Below are 18,531 nucleotides of genomic sequence, written 5' to 3'. Positions count from 1 at the left end.
AGAGGAAGGAACCCGACCATGGCACACTGGACCGATAAGCCTCATGCCACCATCGAGATCGGCGTACCGCTCAAGGTCGCGGGCATCGAAATCGCCGATCTGGAATGCCTGATCACCGTCACTGACGACGGCGAGAACGCGCTGGAGATCGTAGAGTATTTCGTCGATGGCGTCGAGCGCGAGGGCAAGGCCTTCAAGCGCAACCCCGATGGGACAACGACGAAGCGGCGTAAGTTGAACCCGTCGCCTCGCACCCTCAACGGCGTGCTGCACCCGACGACGGACGACATGCTCCGGTCGGCGATCGACGAGGCCTTCAGCAACGATGACGGAGCCCAGGAGCGGGCAGCCGATGCGCTGCTCGACTTCGAGGCCAGCGCCCGCGCGGATTACGGCATGTCGCCGAGGCTGCCGCGCATGTTCCACGAAGCGGCGGAGTGAATCGATGGCCTACCGCCTGATCAGACTGACTGACGAAGTGCGCGCCGGGATCAACGGCAGCGGCGAGCTTAACATCGAGATCGACCAGCTTGGCGGCGATGACGGCAAGGAGGTCGTCTCGACCACCGATGTCTTCATCCCCGCCGATGCGATCTCCGAACTGTTCGAGTTCCTGCGGAGGCACGCATGACCCCCGCCGTCGCCCGCGTTCGCCTCACCGAGTGGCAGAAGCAGCTACCCGCTGTGACCCGCTCCGGCTCGCGCATCGTCCTTGAGAAGATCCACGCAGACATCACCCGCGCAGAGGCTGTCCTACGGGACGCCGAGATGCGCGAACGGAGGGCAGCGTAATGGACCTGTCGAAGTTCATCACCCCCATTGTTCGGCGAACGGTTCTGGACACCATCGAAGCCAGACTGCCGGCGATGATCGAAAGCCATCTCAGCAGACGCTTCGCAGAAGCGCCGAACCTGCCGCTTACGAACACCGGTTTCCGCTGGGCTTTCTTCCTCGCGTTGCGGTCGCACTGGCCGGACATCGATCTTGCGACTTCTAGCCGCTGGCTTGCCGATTACATCGGCGGCGAAACGATCGGAAGCGACGCCGAGCAGACCCCTTCCGCCGCTGCAATCATCGCCCGCGATTACGTCGATGAGTTTGGGGAGCACCAGTCATGAGCGACCTGTCGAAGCTGACCAATGCGGAACTGTCAGCGCTTCTGGAAAGCTGCTCACAGTCTGCCGACTTCCACGCGATGGGCCATATTGCGCCGGCCATCCGCGAAGCCGCCTCTCGGCTCCAGGCACCGGCAGTAGCCGAGTGGCAGCCGATCGAGACCGCGCCGCAGGACGGGACGCAGGTTCTTGCTCCATGCGGCTACGGCTTCCTCGATGTGCTGACCTATAGCGATGGTGCATGGCGCGAAACCAGCAACCTATTGCGCGCCCGCCATCAGCCTACCGTATGGCAGCCGCTTCCAGCAGCGCCGGGAGGCTCCGAATGAGCGCCGAGCGCCAGTACCAAGGCGGCACGATCACGCAGCCGGGGATCTATCGGGGGATCAGCCTAGCCGAATACCACGAGAACCCGGACCTGTTCGACGGACCGTCGGTTTCTAAGAGCGCGCTGAAGTGGCTCCTGCCGTTCATGGGCGGATCGCCCAAGGCTTTCTGGGGCCGGTGGAAGCACAACCCTGCGCACATCACGCCGAAGACGACCACGGCGCTGGATTTTGGGAAGGCCGCACACTGCCTGATCCTTGGAGACGAGGTGTTCGCCGATTCCTTCACCGTCCGTCCCGACAAGGCGCCCGACGGTCGCGCGTGGAACGGCAACAACAAGTCGTGCGTGGAATGGCTCCAGGAGCAGGAGAAGGCCGGCTTGACCGTCCTCACGGCGGAGCAGATCGACACCATCCGGCGCATGGCGGATGACGCGGCGAAGCACCCCCTCGTCAAGCAGGGCATCCTGAACGGCGCGGTCGAGCGGACGATGGCATGGAAGGACCCGGCGACGGGCATCTGGCTCAAGTGCCGGCCGGACGTGCTGGCGGCTGACGGCTATTTCGCGGACCTGAAAACGGCTTCCAAGTTCAGCGAGGATTTCCTCGAGAGACAGGCCTTCGACGCCGGTTACTGGCTGCAGGGCGCGATGACGCGAATGGTCTGCCGCGAGCTCGGCGTTCCCTTCGAGACCTTCGTCCTCGTCTACGTGCTGAACGACGACGTGCCGGACACGACCTGCGTCGAGCTATCCCCGCACGAGCTCGACCGCGGCGAGCAGGTGATCCGCTGGTGCATCGACACGATCGGCCGCTGCCTCGCATCGGGGGAATGGCCCGGTGCCCGCCCGTTCGGCGACGGCGCGCACGCGATCCAGCTCAAACCGTGGGCAAAAACCCAGGTCGACGACTTTCTTAAAATCCAGGAGGCAGCGTGATGCAGAAGATCCGCGTGATCGATTTCGAAACGACAGGCATGCCCGGAGATCAGGTGCGTGGCATCTGCGAGGTTGGCTTCGTCGACATGACATCCGACTGGAAGATCGGAGCGGTTCGTTCCGCATTGGTCAATCCGGGCCACCCGATCCCGCCCGTCACCCGTGCCGTCCATCATCTCAGCGATGCGGACGTAGCCGACGGTATCAGCCCGACCGATGCAGCCGCGATGCTGATGGACGGGATGGAGCCCGGCGACGTGTTCGCGGCTCACAACTGCGCCTTCGAGCAAGCGTTCTTCGGCGGCGGCGACCATCGTTGGATATGCACGATGGCTTGCGCCAAGCACATCTTTCCTGATGCGCCGTCCTTCTCGAACCAGGCCCTTCGCTACTGGCTGAACGTCGATGCGGATGGGCTCGACTTCGAAGCGTCCATGCCGCCGCACCGAGCCGGTCCCGACGCCCTTGTCACGGCATTCATCCTCGCGCGCCTCGTGATGGCGGTGGGCGTCAACGAGCTCGTGAGGCTCACCACGGCGCCCGTCCTCCTCAAGACCATCAGCTTCGGCAAGCACCGGGGCATGAAGTGGGCCGACCTGCCCTCAGATTACCTCCGGTGGATTGCTGACAAATCCGATCTCGGCGCCGACGAGAAGCATACCGCGCGCCACTACCTTGGAGCATCCCGATGAGCACCGTAGTCGCCACCCTTCCCGATCGGCCGCGCCGCGAGATCGCCCGTACCGATGACATCGTGCCGATCCTCGACACGGCCAAGTTCGAACACATGCAGCGCGTGGCCAACGTGATGGCGTCGACATCGATGATCCCGGACGCGCTCAGCATGGCCAAGGTCGCCGGCCAGCGTGACCCGGTTCCTCTGCCCATGGAGAAGGTCGTCGCGAACTGCTTCCTCGTCGTGAACCAGGCGGTTCGCTGGGGTATGGACCCTTTCGCCGTCGCGCAGTGCGTCTCGGTGGTGCACGGCAAGCTTTGCTATGAGGGCAAGCTGGTCTCCGCCGTCCTCGACGCGAAACTCGGAGTGAAGCTGCACCACGCTTTCACCGGCGAGGCCGGCAAGGAAGATCGCCGCATCTTCCTCAGCGACGAGCCCTTCAACGCTGAGACGATCGCCGAGCTGCGCCCCGGCTTCCGGTGTCCGGACCGCCGCATCTTCGATGGCTCGGTTGCCGAGTGGAAGACGACCGGCACGGGCACGCCTTGGACGGCGAAGAACTTCGACCGGATGCTGATCTATCGCGGGACCCGCGACTGGTGCCGCATCTATGAGCCGGCGATCATGCTCGGCGTCTACACGCCCGACGAGATGCTGGACCTCTCCGAGAACGCCCGGGCGAACCGCGCGCGAGACGTGACGCAGGAGCGCCCGTCACTCGCCGACCGCATGGCGGCAGCAAAGGCCACTGGCGCGACGCAGGACAAGCCGGAAGGCTTCGACCGCTCCTTCATCGACGGGGAGCTTCGCGCCTCTCCTGAGACAGCCACGGCCGAGGAAACGGCATCGGCGGGTGAGAGCGGCCAGGAGGATGTCGGTGAGCCCGATACCCTTGAGACCAACTCCCCAGACACCGATGCGAACTCCCCAGATGATGGGGACCAGGAGACTGGCGAAGTCGATCCCGCCGACGAGCGCGAAGAGCCGACGGTTTCCGAAGCCGACCGCAAGCGGATCGCCACCTATGCCCGCGATCTGTTCACGATCGTCTCGTCCGGTGATGACCAAGGCATCCGCAAGGACCGGCTCGGCAAGTCGCACACCCGCTGGAAGACGGACATCGAGAAGATGCCCGAGGAAGCGCAGGAAATGGCGAAGCGGGTTCTGGGATCGGCGCAGGCGATCAATCGCGGGGATACCAGCGTCGAGGGTGCGGCCAGCTTCTATGCCGACATGCTCGCCCTGCCGCTGGATACCGTCATGCCGAAGGGAGGCGAGGCCAATGGCTGACACCCTCCCGACCAAAGCCATATCGATCCGCCATCCGTGGGCATGGGCGATCGTTCACGCTGGCAAGGATATCGAGAACCGCGATTGGCCGACCCGCTTCCGGGGGCCGGTATGCATCCATGCCAGCCTCTACAAGCCGCGTCAGGACGATGTCGACGACTTCAACGATACGTTCTGCAGGGCTGTGCCCGATGAGGTTGAAAGGCGGCTGATCTGCCCCCGGTTCACGGAAGCTCTGTCGCTTGAGAAAGGTGGCATCATCGCCGTGGCCGAGATCATCGACTGTGTCGATGCGAGCGACAGCCCGTGGTTCTTCGGGCGCTATGGCTTGGTCCTGCGCAACGTGCGGCGGGTCCCGTTAATTCCGGTCAAAGGCGCCCTTGGCTTCTTCGACTGGCGGAAGAATCTACCGGTGCAGGAGGCTGCATAGATGGCCTACGCCGAGAAGACGTCTGTCTCGATCGAGAAGAGCGAGGCCGAGATCAAGGCCCTCCTGCGCCGATATGGCGCCGACCGGTTCATGTCCGGCGAGGATCGGGCCGGCGCCGTCGTCTCGTTCGAGATGCAGGACCGCCGGGTGACGTTCCGATTGCCGCTGCCGGATCGCGCCGACCGCAAGTTCCAGATGGACGGCCGCGGCGCGCGGAGGTCGAAGGAGAAGGTTCTCTCGGCGTGGGATCAGGCCTGCCGGTCCCGCTGGCGCGCCCTCCTCCTGTGCATCAAGGCCAAGCTGGAATCCGTCGATAGCGGCATCGAGACATTCGAGGATGCCTTCCTTGCGCAGATCGTCATGCCGGATGGCTCGACGGTCGCCGACCACGTGCGACCGCGGATTGAGGAAGCCTATCGCACCGGAACCATGCAGCCGCTGTTGCCGCCACCGGGAGGGCAGAACTGATGGCCTTCATGATCGCACGCGACCCCGGCGCGTTCTCGCTGGACCCATCGGACAAGACGCAGAAGCGGATCAAGGACGCGGCGCACCTCGCGTTCATCCGCAAGCTGCCGTCCGTCGTCTCTGGCGCCTACGGGTGCGAGGCCTGCCATATCCGCATGGGATCGCCCCAGCACCGCAAGGCGCGCACTCCAGCGGGCAGGAAGCCGGATGACGCATACTGCCTCCCGCTGTTGCCCGACGAGCACCGGGAACAGCACTCTGGTGCCGAGATGGCATTCTGGACGCGGAACGGGATCAAGGACCCCTGCGGGCTCGCCCTGGCGATCTACGCCGTCACCGGCCAGCAGGACGAGGCCATCAAGATCATCATGGCAGCGAGGCGCAAATGACCGGCCCCGAGATCGACCTCGTCACCCGGCTTCGCAATCTCGCGAACTGGATCAGGCTCATCGCCCGGACGGAGGTGCGGAACACCTGCGACGATGCGGCCGCACGCATTGCCGAACTGGAGGCTGAAGTGACGACGGCTCGAGATGTGGGGCGGCGCGAAGGTCGGATCGCGGAGCGCGAACGAATGCAGCGGAAGGAAATGCGCCGCGTCGTGACATGGCTTCATGCGTTTGCGGACCGGATGAACGACCCGCACGCCAAGCAGGTGGCGAACCTGGCGGCCGACGAATACGGGCGCGAGACAGCCGCAGTCATCCGTGCGCTTGATGGGCCGAAGGGTGACGACAATGCTTGAGCGCCCGATCTCGCTTGATGAGGCCGCACGGGCTCTAGGCGTGGACGAAGAGAGCGAGAACCCATCCCGCTACGTCCGCGATCTCATTCGTCGCTACGGTGTCCCCTTCACCCGCGTCGGTCGATCTGTAAAGTTGCGTCCTGATCAGTTGCGCCTTCTTGGCGAGAGGATGGTGGAATGCCCCTCACAATCGAGCCCGACCCGAAATCCGGCATCTACCAAATCCGCGGCACCGTCACTGTCTGGCGAAGTGGTGAGCCTCATAGCGTTGAAGTCCGGCGCTCAGCGAGGACGCGTGACAAAAACGAAGCTGACGGCATCCGCATCGGCATCGAAAGGAAGATCCGCGAGCAAAACGGCTCCGGTCGAGAACCCGCTATCTCGTTCAGCGAGGCGGCGCGGCTCTACGAACTGAAAGGCGGCGAGGCCCGGTTCCTCGCCAAGCCAGTGGCCCACCTGGGGCGGCTTCGGATCGACGATATCGGACAGGCGGAAATCGATGACGCCGCCCTCCGCGCCTACCCAACCGCTGCCACCGCCACCCGGCGCCGCCAGTTCTACGCCCCCGTCCTCGCCGTGCTTCGCTCCAATGGGCAGAACCCATTCGTGAAGCGTCCCGAGGACAGCGCCAAGCGCACATACTTCTTCCTGCCGAAGCAGGCCAACGCGATGGTCGAGACCGTCATGCGCGGGCGCTGGCCGAACCCTTGGACCCCTGCCCTCGTCACGTTCCTGTTCGGCCAAGGTGTCCGCGTGTCGGAGGCGCTAGCGATCGACGGCCGGAACGACGTCTCGCTTGAACACCGCTATGCGATCCTGCGTGATCCGAAGAACGGTCTGCAGCGCACCGTCACGCTGATCCCCCGCGTCGTGGCGGCACTGTCGGCCATCCCGAACATCGGCAGCCCCGGCCCGCTTTTCCTGCGATATGACGGGCGCCCCTATGCGCAGCGCGAGAACAGCGGCAACCCGCTTCGGTTCTGGGGCGCCGCCTGCAAGCGCCTCGAAATGGACGAGCGCCTATTCACGCCGCACACCGCCAGGCATTCGTGGGCGACCTGGTTTCATGCGCAGACGCACGACGTGGTGCGCCTCAAGGACGAAGGCGGATGGCAGTCGAACGAGTGGCAGCGCTACGTGAAGCTGGGCACGCCAGAGCTCGGCCATGATGCGTGGGAGCGCGGATGGCGCTTCAAGAACGAACCGGGAAGAGACTCTGCGGATTTCTTGCGGGAGCGGGGCTGAAAACCGCGTATGTTCGCGTCTGTTCTCGTCACGAGCCGTCAGATGAGATCGTCCGAAAAGATGCCGGAAACCGCTCAACACCCCTTGAACAATAGGCACCCGGCAGATAGGAACCGTCCCCGGAGAGGTGGCCGAGTGGTCGAAGGCGCTCCCCTGCTAAGGGAGTATACGGGAGACCGTATCGAGGGTTCGAATCCCTTCCTCTCCGCCATTATATGGCTTCAACCCATTGCTTTTCCTATGTATTTACACCTGAGCTCGCAGGTTATCCCAATATCTACCCCAACATGTCGCGTAGATGTGTGAGGAAGTCTTGACACGTTCGGGCTCCTCGTCGTCGCTCTAAGGGTCGGCTGTACCCCCGTCGGAGGTTGCGAAGAGCGTCACGTGTTTTTGGCGCCTCGAACAGTGCTGCCGAGGTGTGAAAGCGCGGGTATCAAAGTGATCGCTCATCACACTCCGCGAGCTTGAAGGCTCGCCTGAGATCGAGATACGCTGCGAGCTGTTGAAAAGCCGTAAGAAACGCGGTGGCTATCGTCCCATAGCACTGCGCTTCACACACCTTACGCTGCAGATCGCGGATCGACCGTAGTGGCTAATTCAAAGTCCTCACCTCGCGACTGGACGAAGTCGGAGAATTATCCTCCTGTCGAAAATATGTCTCTCGGTGAAATCCGATGGGGGTTCCTGCGCCGAGATGAACGCTATCAGCGCGAGTGGGCTGAACATTCATCGAACCGTTTTCCATATCGGTACACTGGCAGCCTCAGCGAGAAATGGGGCATCGATGTGCTCACCGACCCATGGGGCGAGGAGATGCCGGTATTCTTCAACGATCCCGCAATCGAACTAGCTTCAGCGTCCAGCAAGCGCATTCTGCATAAAGACAGATACACGCTGTCGCACTCCGTCACCGACTTCGTTCAGACTGCGATCGATCACGGTCAGATCCTCGTACGATTGGCGGCTGACTTGCCCTTCGAGGCCCAGTTAGCCGAAGTCAAACGGCAACTGGAACAGATGGCATCGGAGTTAGGTGTCGATCGGGAGGAACTGGTCGGCTCGAAATGGCGAGATGCCCGCAAGACCGTTCGTCGTTCTTGGCGCGTACTCGACGCTGTGGCGGCAGGAGTTTCCTATAACGACATAGCAGAAAGGTTCGCTGAGGATCCTCTCCCCGGGGATTCCGCCAACGTTACCTACGCAGATATCCCAGCGATGGTGCGTCAGGCGCGCGAGTCCACCAAACGCTGGACGACCTCGGTTGGGAAAAACTGAGAAGAAAATAGAGGCACGCCCTAACTGCCATGTGAGGCCGATCAGCGGATCGCTACAAGAGCGTCAACTTGAACAAAAGGAGACGCCACATGGCCCCAAACGCTTACACAGTGAACCACTTCTGCAATGCCTATAGCCTCAGCCGCTCGATGCTCTATCGCCTCTGGAGCGAACGCCTAGGTCCGGATTGCTACCAGGTTGGACGTCGTCGCTACATTTCTGCCCAAGCGGCAGAAACCTGGCAACGCGAACGTGAAGCCTATCAATCCGATCAACGCATGGAAGGCGCCAGCTGAACGGCAACCGTCTAACCGGCCGGGAAAAGAGCGTCCGAAGCAGGCTTCCGTACAACGCCCGGCAAGCTGAACAGCCGGCCGCTCGCCCACGCCTTACTCGTGCGGACTGGTAAACAGTTGGCCACGCCCGAGCAGAAAGAGGCAACATCAAATCCATCAGATGTAAAGAAAGAAGCATTTCTATCTCCGGCGCACATCGCATCATCTGTACATATACTCCAAGACGTTGAGGAGACTTGCACCTTTCCGCCTGCCAGCATGGGGCGTCACCGTCTCTGCGTCCACGGGCTCGATACAGGATTAATCAGCAATATCAATCATATAGACACAGGGACGTACTGATGCGTATAGAAAAGTAGAATATATAGTATTGCTGCCTACTACAGCGCTTGGGTTTTCCGTAGCTCTGCGTCCGTCCGTACGTCCTGCGCGGCGATAAGCAGGACAAAACCATCTAGACAATACCGCCGGTCTGCAGAACGTCTTCTGTGACGAACGGCGAAGCTATGTCTGAATACACATGGAAACGAACAATGAATCATTATTCTCATCCTCAATACTTACCCATGGCGAGTTATGAGCCGACACGCGTCATTGACGTTTGCGAAGGCAACCATCCGCTCGCGACCGAAAACGAGATTATCGCTTTTTCCCAGCGCAAGACACTTCAAGTGAAGACCTTTGAGCGGGGTGAAGGTAGCGCGGTCCGGTCACTTGGGTACAAATCCGCATATAAAGGGCGGCCCGTACGCTACTTCATAGCAGATATCATCGACCTCAGCCATTTTCTAAAGTGGGCCGAACAGTATCCGAAGATGACGGTGCTGCGTGGAAATCCGCTTACGCCGGGAAAGCGTGTGCGCCGGTTGATACATGGGCGTGAGGGCAACGCACCCTCTTTCGAGGACACCGCCCGCTCGTGGATTTGCGTCGACATCGATGATCTCTCGATGCCGCCAGGCTTGTCCTACGAGTGCCCTGTAGACCTCGCTGAATATGCCGTGTCGCAGCTGCCACGCGAGCATTTCTCAGACGTGTCTTACGTCTGGCAACTTTCATCGTCGGCCGGCGTCACAACACAAGATGTAATAAAATTGCACCTTTGGTTCTGGCTCGACGAGCCCCGGACGAGCATCCAACTGAGAGGCTGGGCGAAATCGTTGGGCGGCTTGATCGATCCGGCCCTCTACAACCCGGTCCAACCACACATTACCGCACGCCCCGTCTTCATTGGAATGGATGACCCATTCGCGATCCGGACGGAGCTTGTCCTGAAGCATTTCGCCTCCGTACCGGGGGCGGTCAACCTCCAAGCACCGCCTCCTACAACTGCCACCAAACTCCCTCGGTTCAGGTCGCCCCCCCGTCCGCCGAAAAGCAACTACACCGGTCGCATCTCGCCTTCGCAGGGAGGCGATCAATTTGCCGGTTGGCCACCCATTCTCGCCGATATCAAGCGCGAACAGCATTTTCACAATCATATCTGGCGGCTGCTGTTGAGTTATTTCAGCCGGGGCGGATCACGCCCCGACGAAGTAAAAGCGGCTCTTCGGCTGCGGATACCCCCACAGAACACGAGCAACAGAGGAGATGTCCATGACATATACCTAGGCGATACATATCTCGACAAGCAAATTACCGAAGCACTTCGCTTCACTCAGACGCAAAAGGATTCTTGAAAAATGACGAATATTGTTCAAATGAAGACCGGATCAGAGCATGCTGTGCCTCAGGCCGCGATTTCACCAATTTATCATATCGGGCACTCTGTCCCGTTGAAGATCGTGAGTGATGATCACCTCCAGCATCTCTTCATGGAGAAACACAAAAGCAGGTTCCGCTTTGACAGCTCCTCAAAGCGCTGGATGGTTTACGAAGCCGGAATCTGGGAACACGTGACCAAGGCGCAGGTCGAAAATGACTTACAGACATTCCTGCGCGAGAACCTAGTTTCGATCATTGAAGAGTACGGTCCGCCGAAGGACGAGAAAGGCAATTGGACCGACGCCCACTACCGGCTAGCGTCGCGCTACTCAAGCCCGAGCGGCCAGGCAGCGGTTTTGCGGATGGCAGCCTATGTGAGCGCAAATCACGTGTCGTCGTTCGATTTCGACCGCGATCGGCATCTGCTGAATACCCCAACCTTCGTTATTGACCTGAAGACTGGGAAGAAGGAGTTGCACACACCGGAACGCATGATGACGAGGCGCACCAGCGTCGCGCCATCGGGGATGGAAATCCCAGTGTTCAGGACATTCCTAGAGGACTACACGCAGGGTGACAGCGAACTCGCATTGTTCCTCCAGCGCTTCTTTGGGTTGTGCCTTACCGGAGAGACGCGGGAACACAAGCTCCTGTTCCTCTGTGGCCCCGGAGGTAACGGGAAGTCCGTGCTGCTCAATGTGGTGCGGGAGATCCTCGGTTCTTATGCTCGGATGTCTAACTCCACGATCCTAATGAGAGGAGCGGAGAGCCGCCACACGACGGAAGTCGCTGAGCTTGTAGGTGCCCGCATGGTCACTATGAGCGAGGTCCCTGCAGATGGAATGTGGAGCCAGCAACGGCTGACGAGCCTCACCAGCGGAGATACGCAGACAGCGCGTTTTATGTACCAGGACAACTTTCAATTCGATCCCCAATTCAAGCTGGTTTTGGCTGGAAATCATCGGCCGGTCATTCAGACACCCGATCAGGCGTTCTTGCGCCGGATGCTCTTTCTCACCTCTACCTTCCGGCCAGAGGTGCCCGACGTGGCACTTCCGGAAAAGCTAAGGCGTGAGTACGGCGGTATTCTCCAGTGGATGATCGAAGGCGCAGTCGCGTATTACGAGGATGGACTCGATATTCCGGCTCGTATTAGCGAGGCGACTAAGGACTATGCTGCGGACGAAGACGATGTCGGCCAATGGTTCGACGAATGTTGCGAAGCGGAGGAAGGCGGCTGGGTGTCTATCCAAGAGCTCTATACCAGCTACACAGAATGGGCCGAAGACAATGGCGCTCGCGATTACAAAAAGCGCGGGCTGTCTGAACGGATCGTCGCATTCGGTTACAAACGCGAGAAACGCGCAAGCAAACGCGGTGTGCTTGGATTGCACCTAATAAGGACTGCGCATCCGTTTACGTCACTGAAGTAAACGGGCCAACTGCTGGCTAGATAGAACGATCTACGTCAGCGTATCCCTTGATCCTCCGGCGGCGACGGTGTACGGCGGCTCGCCGCCGGTGTTTCATCTTCTGACCGATTAAATCCAGATGGTCTGAGATCTCCTAAAGATTGCCCACGGACTATTTCTTTGTTCTCCAGGCGCCTTTGTTCGCAACGAGCTACTACCGGAATAAGCCTACATCAATCAGCCTATCAATAGCAGCGACACAGAAACGCGCCGAGACTACAGAACCGGCCTCGTGGTATTGATCGCCCTTACGGCTGTCGGCAGTATCGACAACTGTCTTTGCCCCAAATACAAAAGGGTTCAGACGCGATAAGGCAGCCGCGCGATAGACCCCATACATTTCCATATCAATGGCGGCGAGCTTGCGATGCTGCCCGTTTATTTCTTCCAGTCTCGCCTTGTTAGCGATTACCGCCGAACCGGTTGCCATAGGAGCGAATTTTATGCCGGCTTCTTTCACCACACTATCGAAAAATCCCTCCTTCAACTTACCGTTCTTCTTCAGATCCGCAGCGAGTGTCTTAATCTCCTGTGTATAGTTCGGCCGCATATTCTCCTGGTACATATCCAATTTGAAGTCGTCGTTAGACCATTTACCGCTTTGATACTCCCAGACGGGATCGGCTACGACCAGTGTCCCCAAGGCCGCCTCTTCTTCGACCCCCCCACAAATCCCTCCCATCGCCACGCAGGCCGGCGCGAACGTAGAAATTGCCGTTGCCGTAACAACCGCACTATCAACCAACCCCATCCTGGGAAGCTTGATGCATACCCCCCTCACACCCCTGACGGAAATGTATTGGCAATCCAGACCATTGAGGACAGCCAGATCGCCAATCTCTGCATCAGAATGGCGGAATGCATCCCTTTCTTTCGCAAGCGCTGTGATTATTATGAAAGGAAACGAAATCTTTTCATCCGTACGCTTCAGTATAGCCTTCACAGCGGATTCCCAAACACGGCTCCCGCTTACATATTCAACCGTCGCCATCCCCGCCGAGACAAGACGATCTCTGTTGAGCTCGAATATCTCCGGATAACCACTTAATACTATTACAGAAGCTCGTGCATTATCTTCGGAAGTTATTAGGGCATCGAGTAACGTATCGGTTTCATCGGTGGGCAGTGAATCACTAACCCCCGGCACATTTAAATCTACTACGATAACGCTCGCTGGCCAATTATAGATATCACGGAGCGCTTCATTTCTCGTCGACGCTCTTCGTATTTCCAGATTTGCGCTGTCGTAGTATTCCTCCAGTATTCTCCTTACATCGTCAAATTTATCATCTTCATCTTCGATTATTAGCGCTCTCGTCATACCTTAATCGCCCTGACCAATAACTCCTCCCATTCTTTCGCACGATCCATATAATATATCACCTCACGAACGTCAAAACTACATTCATCTGCTATACTTTTCTTCACATCCCGAACTGGTACAAGTCGGTTTTCGATTTCGACCTCAGGGTACTGGGTTACGATAACAACTGCCGCCGCTATCTCACGGACACTCATATGCATAATCACTTCGATACCACCAGACAGCAGCGATGTTGGGGATACATCACCACGGCGAATCGGGTGTCCGGGCAACGACATGTCGAGTATCAATACATCTACATCCCGCTCCTCCAGGCGTTCTATTGCTTCACTTACTGACGTAACTCTCTCGACATCCTCGACACCGCTCTGAAGCAGAACGTTTAAGATCCGTTCGTACTTAAAATCATCGTCCTCAACGACTAGCATTCGGACACCTCACGCAGGAAGAGATTGAATTCAAACGAAACGGAGAGCCGGCCGTCGTTCATCCTGATACCGACGCTTTGGACTTCGCGAAGCTGTGCCTCCATCTGCTTCAGCTTCCGAAGGCCACTCTTTCCTTCCTCGATAAACGCGTTTACCGGGGCGTTAGAGAGCGTTCTCTCAATCTCCGCTGATACGGACGCTTCGGTATCGCCCTCCTTCAGCTCTGACGTGATCTCAACCTCGATACGTTGTTCGTTCTCTGTGATCTGACGCAACTGCATGCGGATTCTGATCTCGCCATCGGGCTTCCCATGTCGCGACGCGTTTGTAACAATGGGCGATATGAGATCATAAAGATGGTGATACGCTCCACCTATGATCTCGATTTCCTCCAACCCCTCCTTCACTACCTTTGGCTTGAACGAAGGGTTGTGCTCCTCTGCTTCAGCGAAAGTGACATCGAAAAGCTCGGAAAGCTTCGCGGTATTTGCGGTCGAGCGCGGACGGTGGAACCATGAAGTCAGGATTGCAAATTGCTGGTCGACTGTTTGGTTCAACACGGATATGAGCGTTTGGACTTCCCGTTGAGTGACGTTAGGCGAAGAAACAGGCAAATCTAGCGCGGTGATCCTACCCCATGAAGTTCGGTGGTCAGACAATTTCTGTCGGATCCTCCGAAGATCAACCTCCAACAGTTGCCAGCACCCGTCAGTCATCAACGCCGATGCGAGCGCGATGGATCGATGGTCCAGATATAGGGCAACCATCCGTCTCAGTGCACTATAAACCACATCCTTTTTCTCCGGATCCAAAAGGCTAGCATGTATGAGTCCCTTGGGCTTCTGAGGCGAGCGAATTTGAAGTTCGTTAGCAGCCAAGAAACGAACTTTTGTCTCGAACTGGCTTATCCAGTGGTCAACCGCCTCCTTAATAACGGGGTTCTCTCTGTAGACGCGAGCGTCATCGCTGCGAAGCACCGCGAATAGGGGCCCAGACATGGTGCCAATCAATGTGCCATGACGGATACGCCGACCGAGATATGAGTCGACCCCGTACTGAGCATTCCCACAGAACTCGGTGAAAGCGTCTTCCAAAGAGCTCGCCAGGAGCCCAGTCGGCGTACGTCTCTCCGCGAAATTTCCCAGGTTCAGTCCTGTTTCCAGTTGCTGATCGGCGCCATCGAATGCCCCGAATCCGGCTGCTAGTTGGCTGTAGAGATTCTCTTCTACCCACTGGTTAAATCTTAGTGTATCGACGAAAATCCTCGTTTCATTGATCTGCCCCCGTCGTATTTGCAACCGCCTGTTGAGACGGATTGAACGAGCTCGCTCCCGAGCGCGAGGCTCATCGAACTCATCGGCGAACCACTCTTGAATCGCGGCCCGTGCCTCACTCACCTCAGATGCCGTCGCATATAGTCTGAATAGCAGCCCTAAAAATTCATCCGTACATAGGCCGTGGAAGTGGCGTGCAATATGAGCTCCAGCACGAGCAAGCAGTCGTGCAAATGCGATTAAATCACCATCACAACGTTCGAAGACGACATCCTGAAGACAATTTATCAATTTTGTTCGATCGATATTACGACTTGTCTGATCAAATACGAGAGCAGCAACAATATATTTATACAGGAGGCTGTCTGTATTCGCTTCGGAAAGTCGGCGCAGTTCATCTGAGGTAGAGAAATCCGATACTGAATACGTCGCGTTCAGTATGGCTAGTAAGTCTTCCTCCGACAGAGATGACAATACATCTGTTTGCCGCAGCACCCTAATGAAGGCGGCGGTCATTATAGTCACCCCGACGTCCTTAGCGTTGTAATCAGTAAACTGGGATGCGGTTCTGCGCGCGATCTCCTGCAGGTTAGGCAACCCGGCTTCATTCACGAAATATTTGTTTGCGTTATCGTAGATTACTGGCGGGACGACGAGATAAGTATCGCTTGGATCGCGCACGTAGGGATCAACCGCCAGTCGGAAGTCCCGAAATTCGTTCAATTCCTTGAATGCAACGCCGATCCGATACTCGTAAAACTGTTGGAACCACTCTTCATCGTCGTATTTGAATTTTGGCATTGGTGCGCCGCTTAACTCTTCCCACGTCGACAATAATTCAGACGGAATATCGCTCAACGTGCTAGCGTCTATGCTCAGCGCTTCTCGCAAGACAGGACTAGATACGTGAGACATTAGATAGACGGCAGTGTCTATAAGAGAGGAATTCAAAAGAGAGTTCAAACTGCTTGTGAAGCGTTCCGGATCCCACGAATACGGATACATAGTAGTACGAACCAGGTCATAACCGTAGCGTTCATCTGCCTCCCTCGGAGGGAAATACTTATTTACGCCATAGTAGGCAATCGTGTTTTCTCGAAGAGAGTCGTATTCGTACTCAGCTCCAATTGTATCGTTGATCGCAAGCGCAGATATATTCCGGCTAAGCACCCCATACTGTCGCAGCAGCGCGTGTATATTACCAGGAACCTTTTCAGCCTTTGTGAATCTGCTAATTAATGACGCCTTGGAGAGAATTATTAGAGATTCGCCGTATTCTGCTCTGAATCCGTCCACAAGATCGGATGCATTACCCCATTGGGAGCGCGTCATACTATCGTTTATTTCACGTATCGCGACGAACGCTTCGGACAGTTTTTGCTGAGACCGCTCAATACGGTTTTTTGCAATTGCCAGCTCTACGCCCATATCGCGATCATCAATACGATAAAAGCGCGCGTAGGTGGGAGGCTTCCGTGGAAAATCGTCTGGAAGACCCAAATGCTTATACAGCGGACTTTCGTAAAGCTCGGTGTAGACTCCTCCCACCTCATTCCCGGCAATGGTTTTCTTGAGGTTTTTTAAGGTTCTTAATAAAATTGCTGCGTCGGCATTTCGAGTTTGAAGCCCTCGCAATAGGCCTGCGGTTCTTGCCGTTCGGGTCTTTTTTGTCATTTAGTATGCTCTACGCGCACATTAAGACTCATATTGTCTTGCAGTAAACAGGATTATGACCGCTATCACAACGTGGAATAACGGTGACCATGATTAGATGCTCACCGCCGCGAAGGATACTCTCGTCAGAGGCATCCCATGTATACTAACGGGCGTATACCCGGCCCTCCCCCCTTGGGTCCCCCTCAGGATAAATGTTTCGAAGAATGCGGCGTCGGAGCTCGGTGCAAATTACGAGGGCAGCTCGTTGAGAAAGCTATATGGGTTCACACGAACCGCTGATTAGCATGCCTCGCAGCGCTTAGTGCGATTCATCGGCTCTAGTGGCTTGGCTCCGCGAAAACGGGTTCCCACAATGGTTCGCCCAAGTGTCCATCAGCACTCGCCTCTTTTCCAAGGCATCTCCACGTGAGTATGCCCGTTCGGTTGCGTCTCCTACCGTGTGCGCAAGAGCCAGTTCCGCTAGCTCCCGTGGAAAGTCTGTCGTCTCGCCTACCCAATCGCGGAAGGCAGAGCGAAATCCATGAACAGTGAAGTGCCCCCTACCCATCCGCCGCATCATCATCTGCATGGCCATATTGGAAAGCGGGCTATCCGCCTTCTGGCCTGGAAAGATATAGTCGCTCACTTTCGCTTGCTCCATCTCTTTCAAAATTTCCAGTGCCCGCGGCGACAGCGGCACTCTGTGCTGCCGGCCGGCCTTCATCCGTTCGGCGGGGACGGTCCACAGCTTCGCCTCCTGATCCATCTCAGACCAAAGCGCGCCTAGCACCTCTCCGGAACGTGCAGCGGTCAATATCCCGAACTCAAGCGCGAGCGCGGCTAAAGCCTTGCGAGAGTGCAGGTCTGCCATGAAGCAAGGAATGTCCTGATACGCCATAGCGGCGTGATGACCCCGCTGAAGTTTCTGGCGTTTCGGAAGCAGCATTTCGAGGTGACCACGCCAGCGTGCTGGGTTCTCACCTGAACGAAGCCCTCTTGCCTTTGCTGCATCCAGCACCCGCTCGATGCGTCCACGCAGGCGTGATGCGGTTTCGTTCTTCGTCTGCCAGATGGGCTTCAGCACCTTCAGTACGTCGTCTGTCGCGATATCCTGCAGAGGCATTTTACGCAGCGGCGCTGCGTAGTTGGTAAGTGTCATTGTCCACTGGGCTATATGCTTCTCGTTGCGAAAGGCGTGTGCCAGATCCTTGACCAGTTCGTCGGCAAAGGCGCCGAAGGTGACCGCAGCTTCGCGTTCTTCCCGTCCTGCACGCCGCTCATCGATCGGATTGCGCCCCTCTGAGAGCACCTGCCGAGCCTCATTAGCGCGCACTCGTGCCTTAGCGAGCGTGACTGACGAGACGCCTCCGAGCCCCATCTCTTTCAGCTTGCCCTGCCACCGAAACATGAAGAGCCAACGGCGGGAGGATCCGGGTCCGACTACGAGATAGAGGCCGTTGCCGTCAGAATGGCGCCCTGGCTTGGTGATCGTCGCGACCGCCCGCGCACTCAGCTTGTTTGCCGTTCTCGCCATTTGCTTCGACTTACCCCAACACCTATCCCAACAGATTGACAAGATTGTAGCGGACGTAGATGGACAGAGGTAGATCGATTCACAAATAAGACACGGATTTATATGGCACTCTCGTACAACGCGAAACGATCAGCGGCATGAGTTCGACGGACTTCCTCTCCGCCATTGGATGGCTTCAAGCCGTTGTTTCCCCCAGATCCTCACTCCCATCCCGGTGTATTTCGATCAACGGCGGATACGATTGATGTTCTTGTTCTTTTCCAATCGCTTGGGCTGCTTGGGATCCATTGTCATCTCCATCGTCCTCAGTGTCGTGGTGATGGCCCTGCTCG

The 18,531-nt window shown here is 57.6% G+C and carries 20 protein-coding genes and 1 tRNA gene; 17 read left to right on the top strand and 4 right to left on the bottom strand.

From position 1 onward, the window contains the following. Positions 1-18: 18 nt before the first annotated feature. The 17 genes from ACEQX1_RS03400 to ACEQX1_RS03320 all read left to right on the top strand — a co-directional run bounded on the left by ACEQX1_RS03400 (position 19) and on the right by ACEQX1_RS03320 (position 11,944). The gene (locus ACEQX1_RS03400; protein WP_370194413.1) at positions 19-441 is read left to right on the top strand and encodes a hypothetical protein; all 423 of its coding nucleotides are present in this window, start codon (positions 19-21) and stop codon (positions 439-441) included. 4 nt (positions 442-445) lie between these two features. Further along, a complete protein-coding gene (locus ACEQX1_RS03395) occupies positions 446-631 on the top strand; it encodes a hypothetical protein (RefSeq protein ID WP_370194414.1) in 186 nt (61 codons plus the stop codon). 160 nt (positions 632-791) lie between these two features. Beyond that, positions 792-1,118 carry a hypothetical protein gene (locus ACEQX1_RS03390; RefSeq protein WP_370194415.1) on the top strand — a complete coding sequence of 109 codons (327 nt, stop codon included), beginning with the start codon at positions 792-794 and terminating at the stop codon, positions 1,116-1,118. Further along, positions 1,115-1,444, top strand: coding sequence for a hypothetical protein (locus ACEQX1_RS03385; protein WP_370194416.1), 330 nt, complete (start codon positions 1,115-1,117; stop codon positions 1,442-1,444). Before ACEQX1_RS03390 ends, ACEQX1_RS03385 begins: the two co-directional genes overlap by 4 nt. Continuing rightward, positions 1,441-2,379, top strand: coding sequence for a PD-(D/E)XK nuclease-like domain-containing protein (locus tag ACEQX1_RS03380; RefSeq protein WP_370194417.1), 939 nt, complete (start codon positions 1,441-1,443; stop codon positions 2,377-2,379). Before ACEQX1_RS03385 ends, ACEQX1_RS03380 begins: the two co-directional genes overlap by 4 nt. Further along, on the top strand, positions 2,379-3,071 hold the full coding sequence (locus ACEQX1_RS03375) for an exonuclease domain-containing protein (protein WP_370194418.1): 693 nt from the start codon (positions 2,379-2,381) through the stop codon (positions 3,069-3,071). Before ACEQX1_RS03380 ends, ACEQX1_RS03375 begins: the two co-directional genes overlap by 1 nt. Continuing rightward, on the top strand, positions 3,068-4,345 hold the full coding sequence (locus ACEQX1_RS03370) for a hypothetical protein (protein ID WP_370194419.1): 1,278 nt from the start codon (positions 3,068-3,070) through the stop codon (positions 4,343-4,345). Before ACEQX1_RS03375 ends, ACEQX1_RS03370 begins: the two co-directional genes overlap by 4 nt. Further along, positions 4,338-4,775: an ASCH domain-containing protein gene (locus tag ACEQX1_RS03365; RefSeq protein ID WP_370194420.1), complete on the top strand. Its 438-nt coding sequence runs from the start codon at positions 4,338-4,340 to the stop codon at positions 4,773-4,775. Before ACEQX1_RS03370 ends, ACEQX1_RS03365 begins: the two co-directional genes overlap by 8 nt. Then, positions 4,776-5,243, top strand: a complete 468-nt coding sequence (locus ACEQX1_RS03360) for a hypothetical protein (RefSeq protein WP_370194421.1) — start codon at positions 4,776-4,778, stop codon at positions 5,241-5,243. It begins immediately after the preceding gene. Continuing rightward, positions 5,243-5,632, top strand: coding sequence for a hypothetical protein (locus ACEQX1_RS03355; RefSeq protein ID WP_370194422.1), 390 nt, complete (start codon positions 5,243-5,245; stop codon positions 5,630-5,632). The genes ACEQX1_RS03360 and ACEQX1_RS03355 overlap by 1 nt, the downstream gene beginning before the upstream one ends. Continuing rightward, complete coding sequence (locus ACEQX1_RS03350; protein ID WP_370194423.1) at positions 5,629-5,988, top strand: hypothetical protein; 360 nt, start codon at positions 5,629-5,631, stop codon at positions 5,986-5,988. Before ACEQX1_RS03355 ends, ACEQX1_RS03350 begins: the two co-directional genes overlap by 4 nt. A gap of 177 nt (positions 5,989-6,165) precedes the next feature. Then, on the top strand, positions 6,166-7,233 hold the full coding sequence (locus ACEQX1_RS03345; protein WP_370194424.1) for a tyrosine-type recombinase/integrase: 1,068 nt from the start codon (positions 6,166-6,168) through the stop codon (positions 7,231-7,233). Positions 7,234-7,354: 121 nt separating this feature from the next. Beyond that, positions 7,355-7,444, top strand: a tRNA-Ser gene (locus tag ACEQX1_RS03340). 380 nt (positions 7,445-7,824) lie between these two features. Next, positions 7,825-8,511 (top strand): transcriptional regulator domain-containing protein, encoded by a 687-nt coding sequence (locus tag ACEQX1_RS03335; RefSeq protein WP_370194425.1) that lies wholly within the window; start codon positions 7,825-7,827, stop codon positions 8,509-8,511. Between the two features lie 89 nt (positions 8,512-8,600). After that, entirely contained in the window at positions 8,601-8,807 is a 207-nt protein-coding gene (locus ACEQX1_RS03330; RefSeq protein WP_370194426.1) for a hypothetical protein, read from the top strand. Positions 8,808-9,340: 533 nt separating this feature from the next. Then, positions 9,341-10,486, top strand: a complete 1,146-nt coding sequence (locus tag ACEQX1_RS03325) for a hypothetical protein (protein ID WP_370194427.1) — start codon at positions 9,341-9,343, stop codon at positions 10,484-10,486. A gap of 3 nt (positions 10,487-10,489) precedes the next feature. Further along, the gene (locus tag ACEQX1_RS03320; protein ID WP_370194428.1) at positions 10,490-11,944 is read left to right on the top strand and encodes a phage/plasmid primase, P4 family; all 1,455 of its coding nucleotides are present in this window, start codon (positions 10,490-10,492) and stop codon (positions 11,942-11,944) included. Between the two features lie 193 nt (positions 11,945-12,137). On the opposite strand, the gene ACEQX1_RS03315 is transcribed toward ACEQX1_RS03320, so the two are convergent. The 4 genes from ACEQX1_RS03315 to ACEQX1_RS03300 all read right to left on the bottom strand — a co-directional run bounded on the left by ACEQX1_RS03315 (position 12,138) and on the right by ACEQX1_RS03300 (position 18,199). Continuing rightward, a complete protein-coding gene (locus tag ACEQX1_RS03315; protein WP_370194429.1) occupies positions 12,138-13,304 on the bottom strand; it encodes a hypothetical protein in 1,167 nt (388 codons plus the stop codon). Further along, positions 13,301-13,735 (bottom strand): response regulator, encoded by a 435-nt coding sequence (locus tag ACEQX1_RS03310; RefSeq protein WP_370194430.1) that lies wholly within the window; start codon positions 13,733-13,735, stop codon positions 13,301-13,303. The genes ACEQX1_RS03315 and ACEQX1_RS03310 overlap by 4 nt, the downstream gene beginning before the upstream one ends. Then, the gene (locus ACEQX1_RS03305) at positions 13,729-16,683 is read right to left on the bottom strand and encodes a hypothetical protein (RefSeq protein ID WP_370196510.1); all 2,955 of its coding nucleotides are present in this window, start codon (positions 16,681-16,683) and stop codon (positions 13,729-13,731) included. The genes ACEQX1_RS03310 and ACEQX1_RS03305 overlap by 7 nt, the downstream gene beginning before the upstream one ends. A 301-nt stretch (positions 16,684-16,984) precedes the next feature. After that, positions 16,985-18,199 carry a tyrosine-type recombinase/integrase gene (locus tag ACEQX1_RS03300; protein ID WP_370196509.1) on the bottom strand — a complete coding sequence of 405 codons (1,215 nt, stop codon included), beginning with the start codon at positions 18,197-18,199 and terminating at the stop codon, positions 16,985-16,987. Positions 18,200-18,531 lie beyond the last annotated feature (332 nt).

Origin of the sequence: Aurantimonas sp., from assembly GCF_964217435.1 — a bacterium.
Classification (GTDB): domain Bacteria; phylum Pseudomonadota; class Alphaproteobacteria; order Rhizobiales; family Rhizobiaceae; genus Aurantimonas; species Aurantimonas coralicida.
This window is presented reverse-complemented; position numbering and strand designations above follow the sequence as displayed.

What these genes read in the sequence shown, in the direction of transcription:
- ACEQX1_RS03400 (WP_370194413.1), top strand. Translation starts at nt 19, where the DNA reads ATGGCACACTGGACCGATAAGCCTCATGCCACCATCGAGATCGGCGTA.
- ACEQX1_RS03360 (WP_370194421.1), top strand. Translation starts at nt 4,776, where the DNA reads ATGGCCTACGCCGAGAAGACGTCTGTCTCGATCGAGAAGAGCGAGGCC.
- ACEQX1_RS03380 (WP_370194417.1), top strand. Translation starts at nt 1,441, where the DNA reads ATGAGCGCCGAGCGCCAGTACCAAGGCGGCACGATCACGCAGCCGGGG.
- ACEQX1_RS03385 (WP_370194416.1), top strand. Translation starts at nt 1,115, where the DNA reads ATGAGCGACCTGTCGAAGCTGACCAATGCGGAACTGTCAGCGCTTCTG.
- ACEQX1_RS03375 (WP_370194418.1), top strand. Translation starts at nt 2,379, where the DNA reads ATGCAGAAGATCCGCGTGATCGATTTCGAAACGACAGGCATGCCCGGA.
- ACEQX1_RS03370 (WP_370194419.1), top strand. Translation starts at nt 3,068, where the DNA reads ATGAGCACCGTAGTCGCCACCCTTCCCGATCGGCCGCGCCGCGAGATC.
- ACEQX1_RS03305 (WP_370196510.1), bottom strand. Translation starts at nt 16,683, where the DNA reads ATGACAAAAAAGACCCGAACGGCAAGAACCGCAGGCCTATTGCGAGGG.
- ACEQX1_RS03320 (WP_370194428.1), top strand. Translation starts at nt 10,490, where the DNA reads ATGACGAATATTGTTCAAATGAAGACCGGATCAGAGCATGCTGTGCCT.
- ACEQX1_RS03345 (WP_370194424.1), top strand. Translation starts at nt 6,166, where the DNA reads ATGCCCCTCACAATCGAGCCCGACCCGAAATCCGGCATCTACCAAATC.
- ACEQX1_RS03390 (WP_370194415.1), top strand. Translation starts at nt 792, where the DNA reads ATGGACCTGTCGAAGTTCATCACCCCCATTGTTCGGCGAACGGTTCTG.
- ACEQX1_RS03315 (WP_370194429.1), bottom strand. Translation starts at nt 13,304, where the DNA reads ATGACGAGAGCGCTAATAATCGAAGATGAAGATGATAAATTTGACGAT.
- ACEQX1_RS03365 (WP_370194420.1), top strand. Translation starts at nt 4,338, where the DNA reads ATGGCTGACACCCTCCCGACCAAAGCCATATCGATCCGCCATCCGTGG.
- ACEQX1_RS03350 (WP_370194423.1), top strand. Translation starts at nt 5,629, where the DNA reads ATGACCGGCCCCGAGATCGACCTCGTCACCCGGCTTCGCAATCTCGCG.
- ACEQX1_RS03355 (WP_370194422.1), top strand. Translation starts at nt 5,243, where the DNA reads ATGGCCTTCATGATCGCACGCGACCCCGGCGCGTTCTCGCTGGACCCA.
- ACEQX1_RS03310 (WP_370194430.1), bottom strand. Translation starts at nt 13,735, where the DNA reads ATGCTAGTCGTTGAGGACGATGATTTTAAGTACGAACGGATCTTAAAC.
- ACEQX1_RS03300 (WP_370196509.1), bottom strand. Translation starts at nt 18,199, where the DNA reads ATGGCGAGAACGGCAAACAAGCTGAGTGCGCGGGCGGTCGCGACGATC.
- ACEQX1_RS03330 (WP_370194426.1), top strand. Translation starts at nt 8,601, where the DNA reads ATGGCCCCAAACGCTTACACAGTGAACCACTTCTGCAATGCCTATAGC.
- ACEQX1_RS03395 (WP_370194414.1), top strand. Translation starts at nt 446, where the DNA reads ATGGCCTACCGCCTGATCAGACTGACTGACGAAGTGCGCGCCGGGATC.
- ACEQX1_RS03325 (WP_370194427.1), top strand. Translation starts at nt 9,341, where the DNA reads ATGAATCATTATTCTCATCCTCAATACTTACCCATGGCGAGTTATGAG.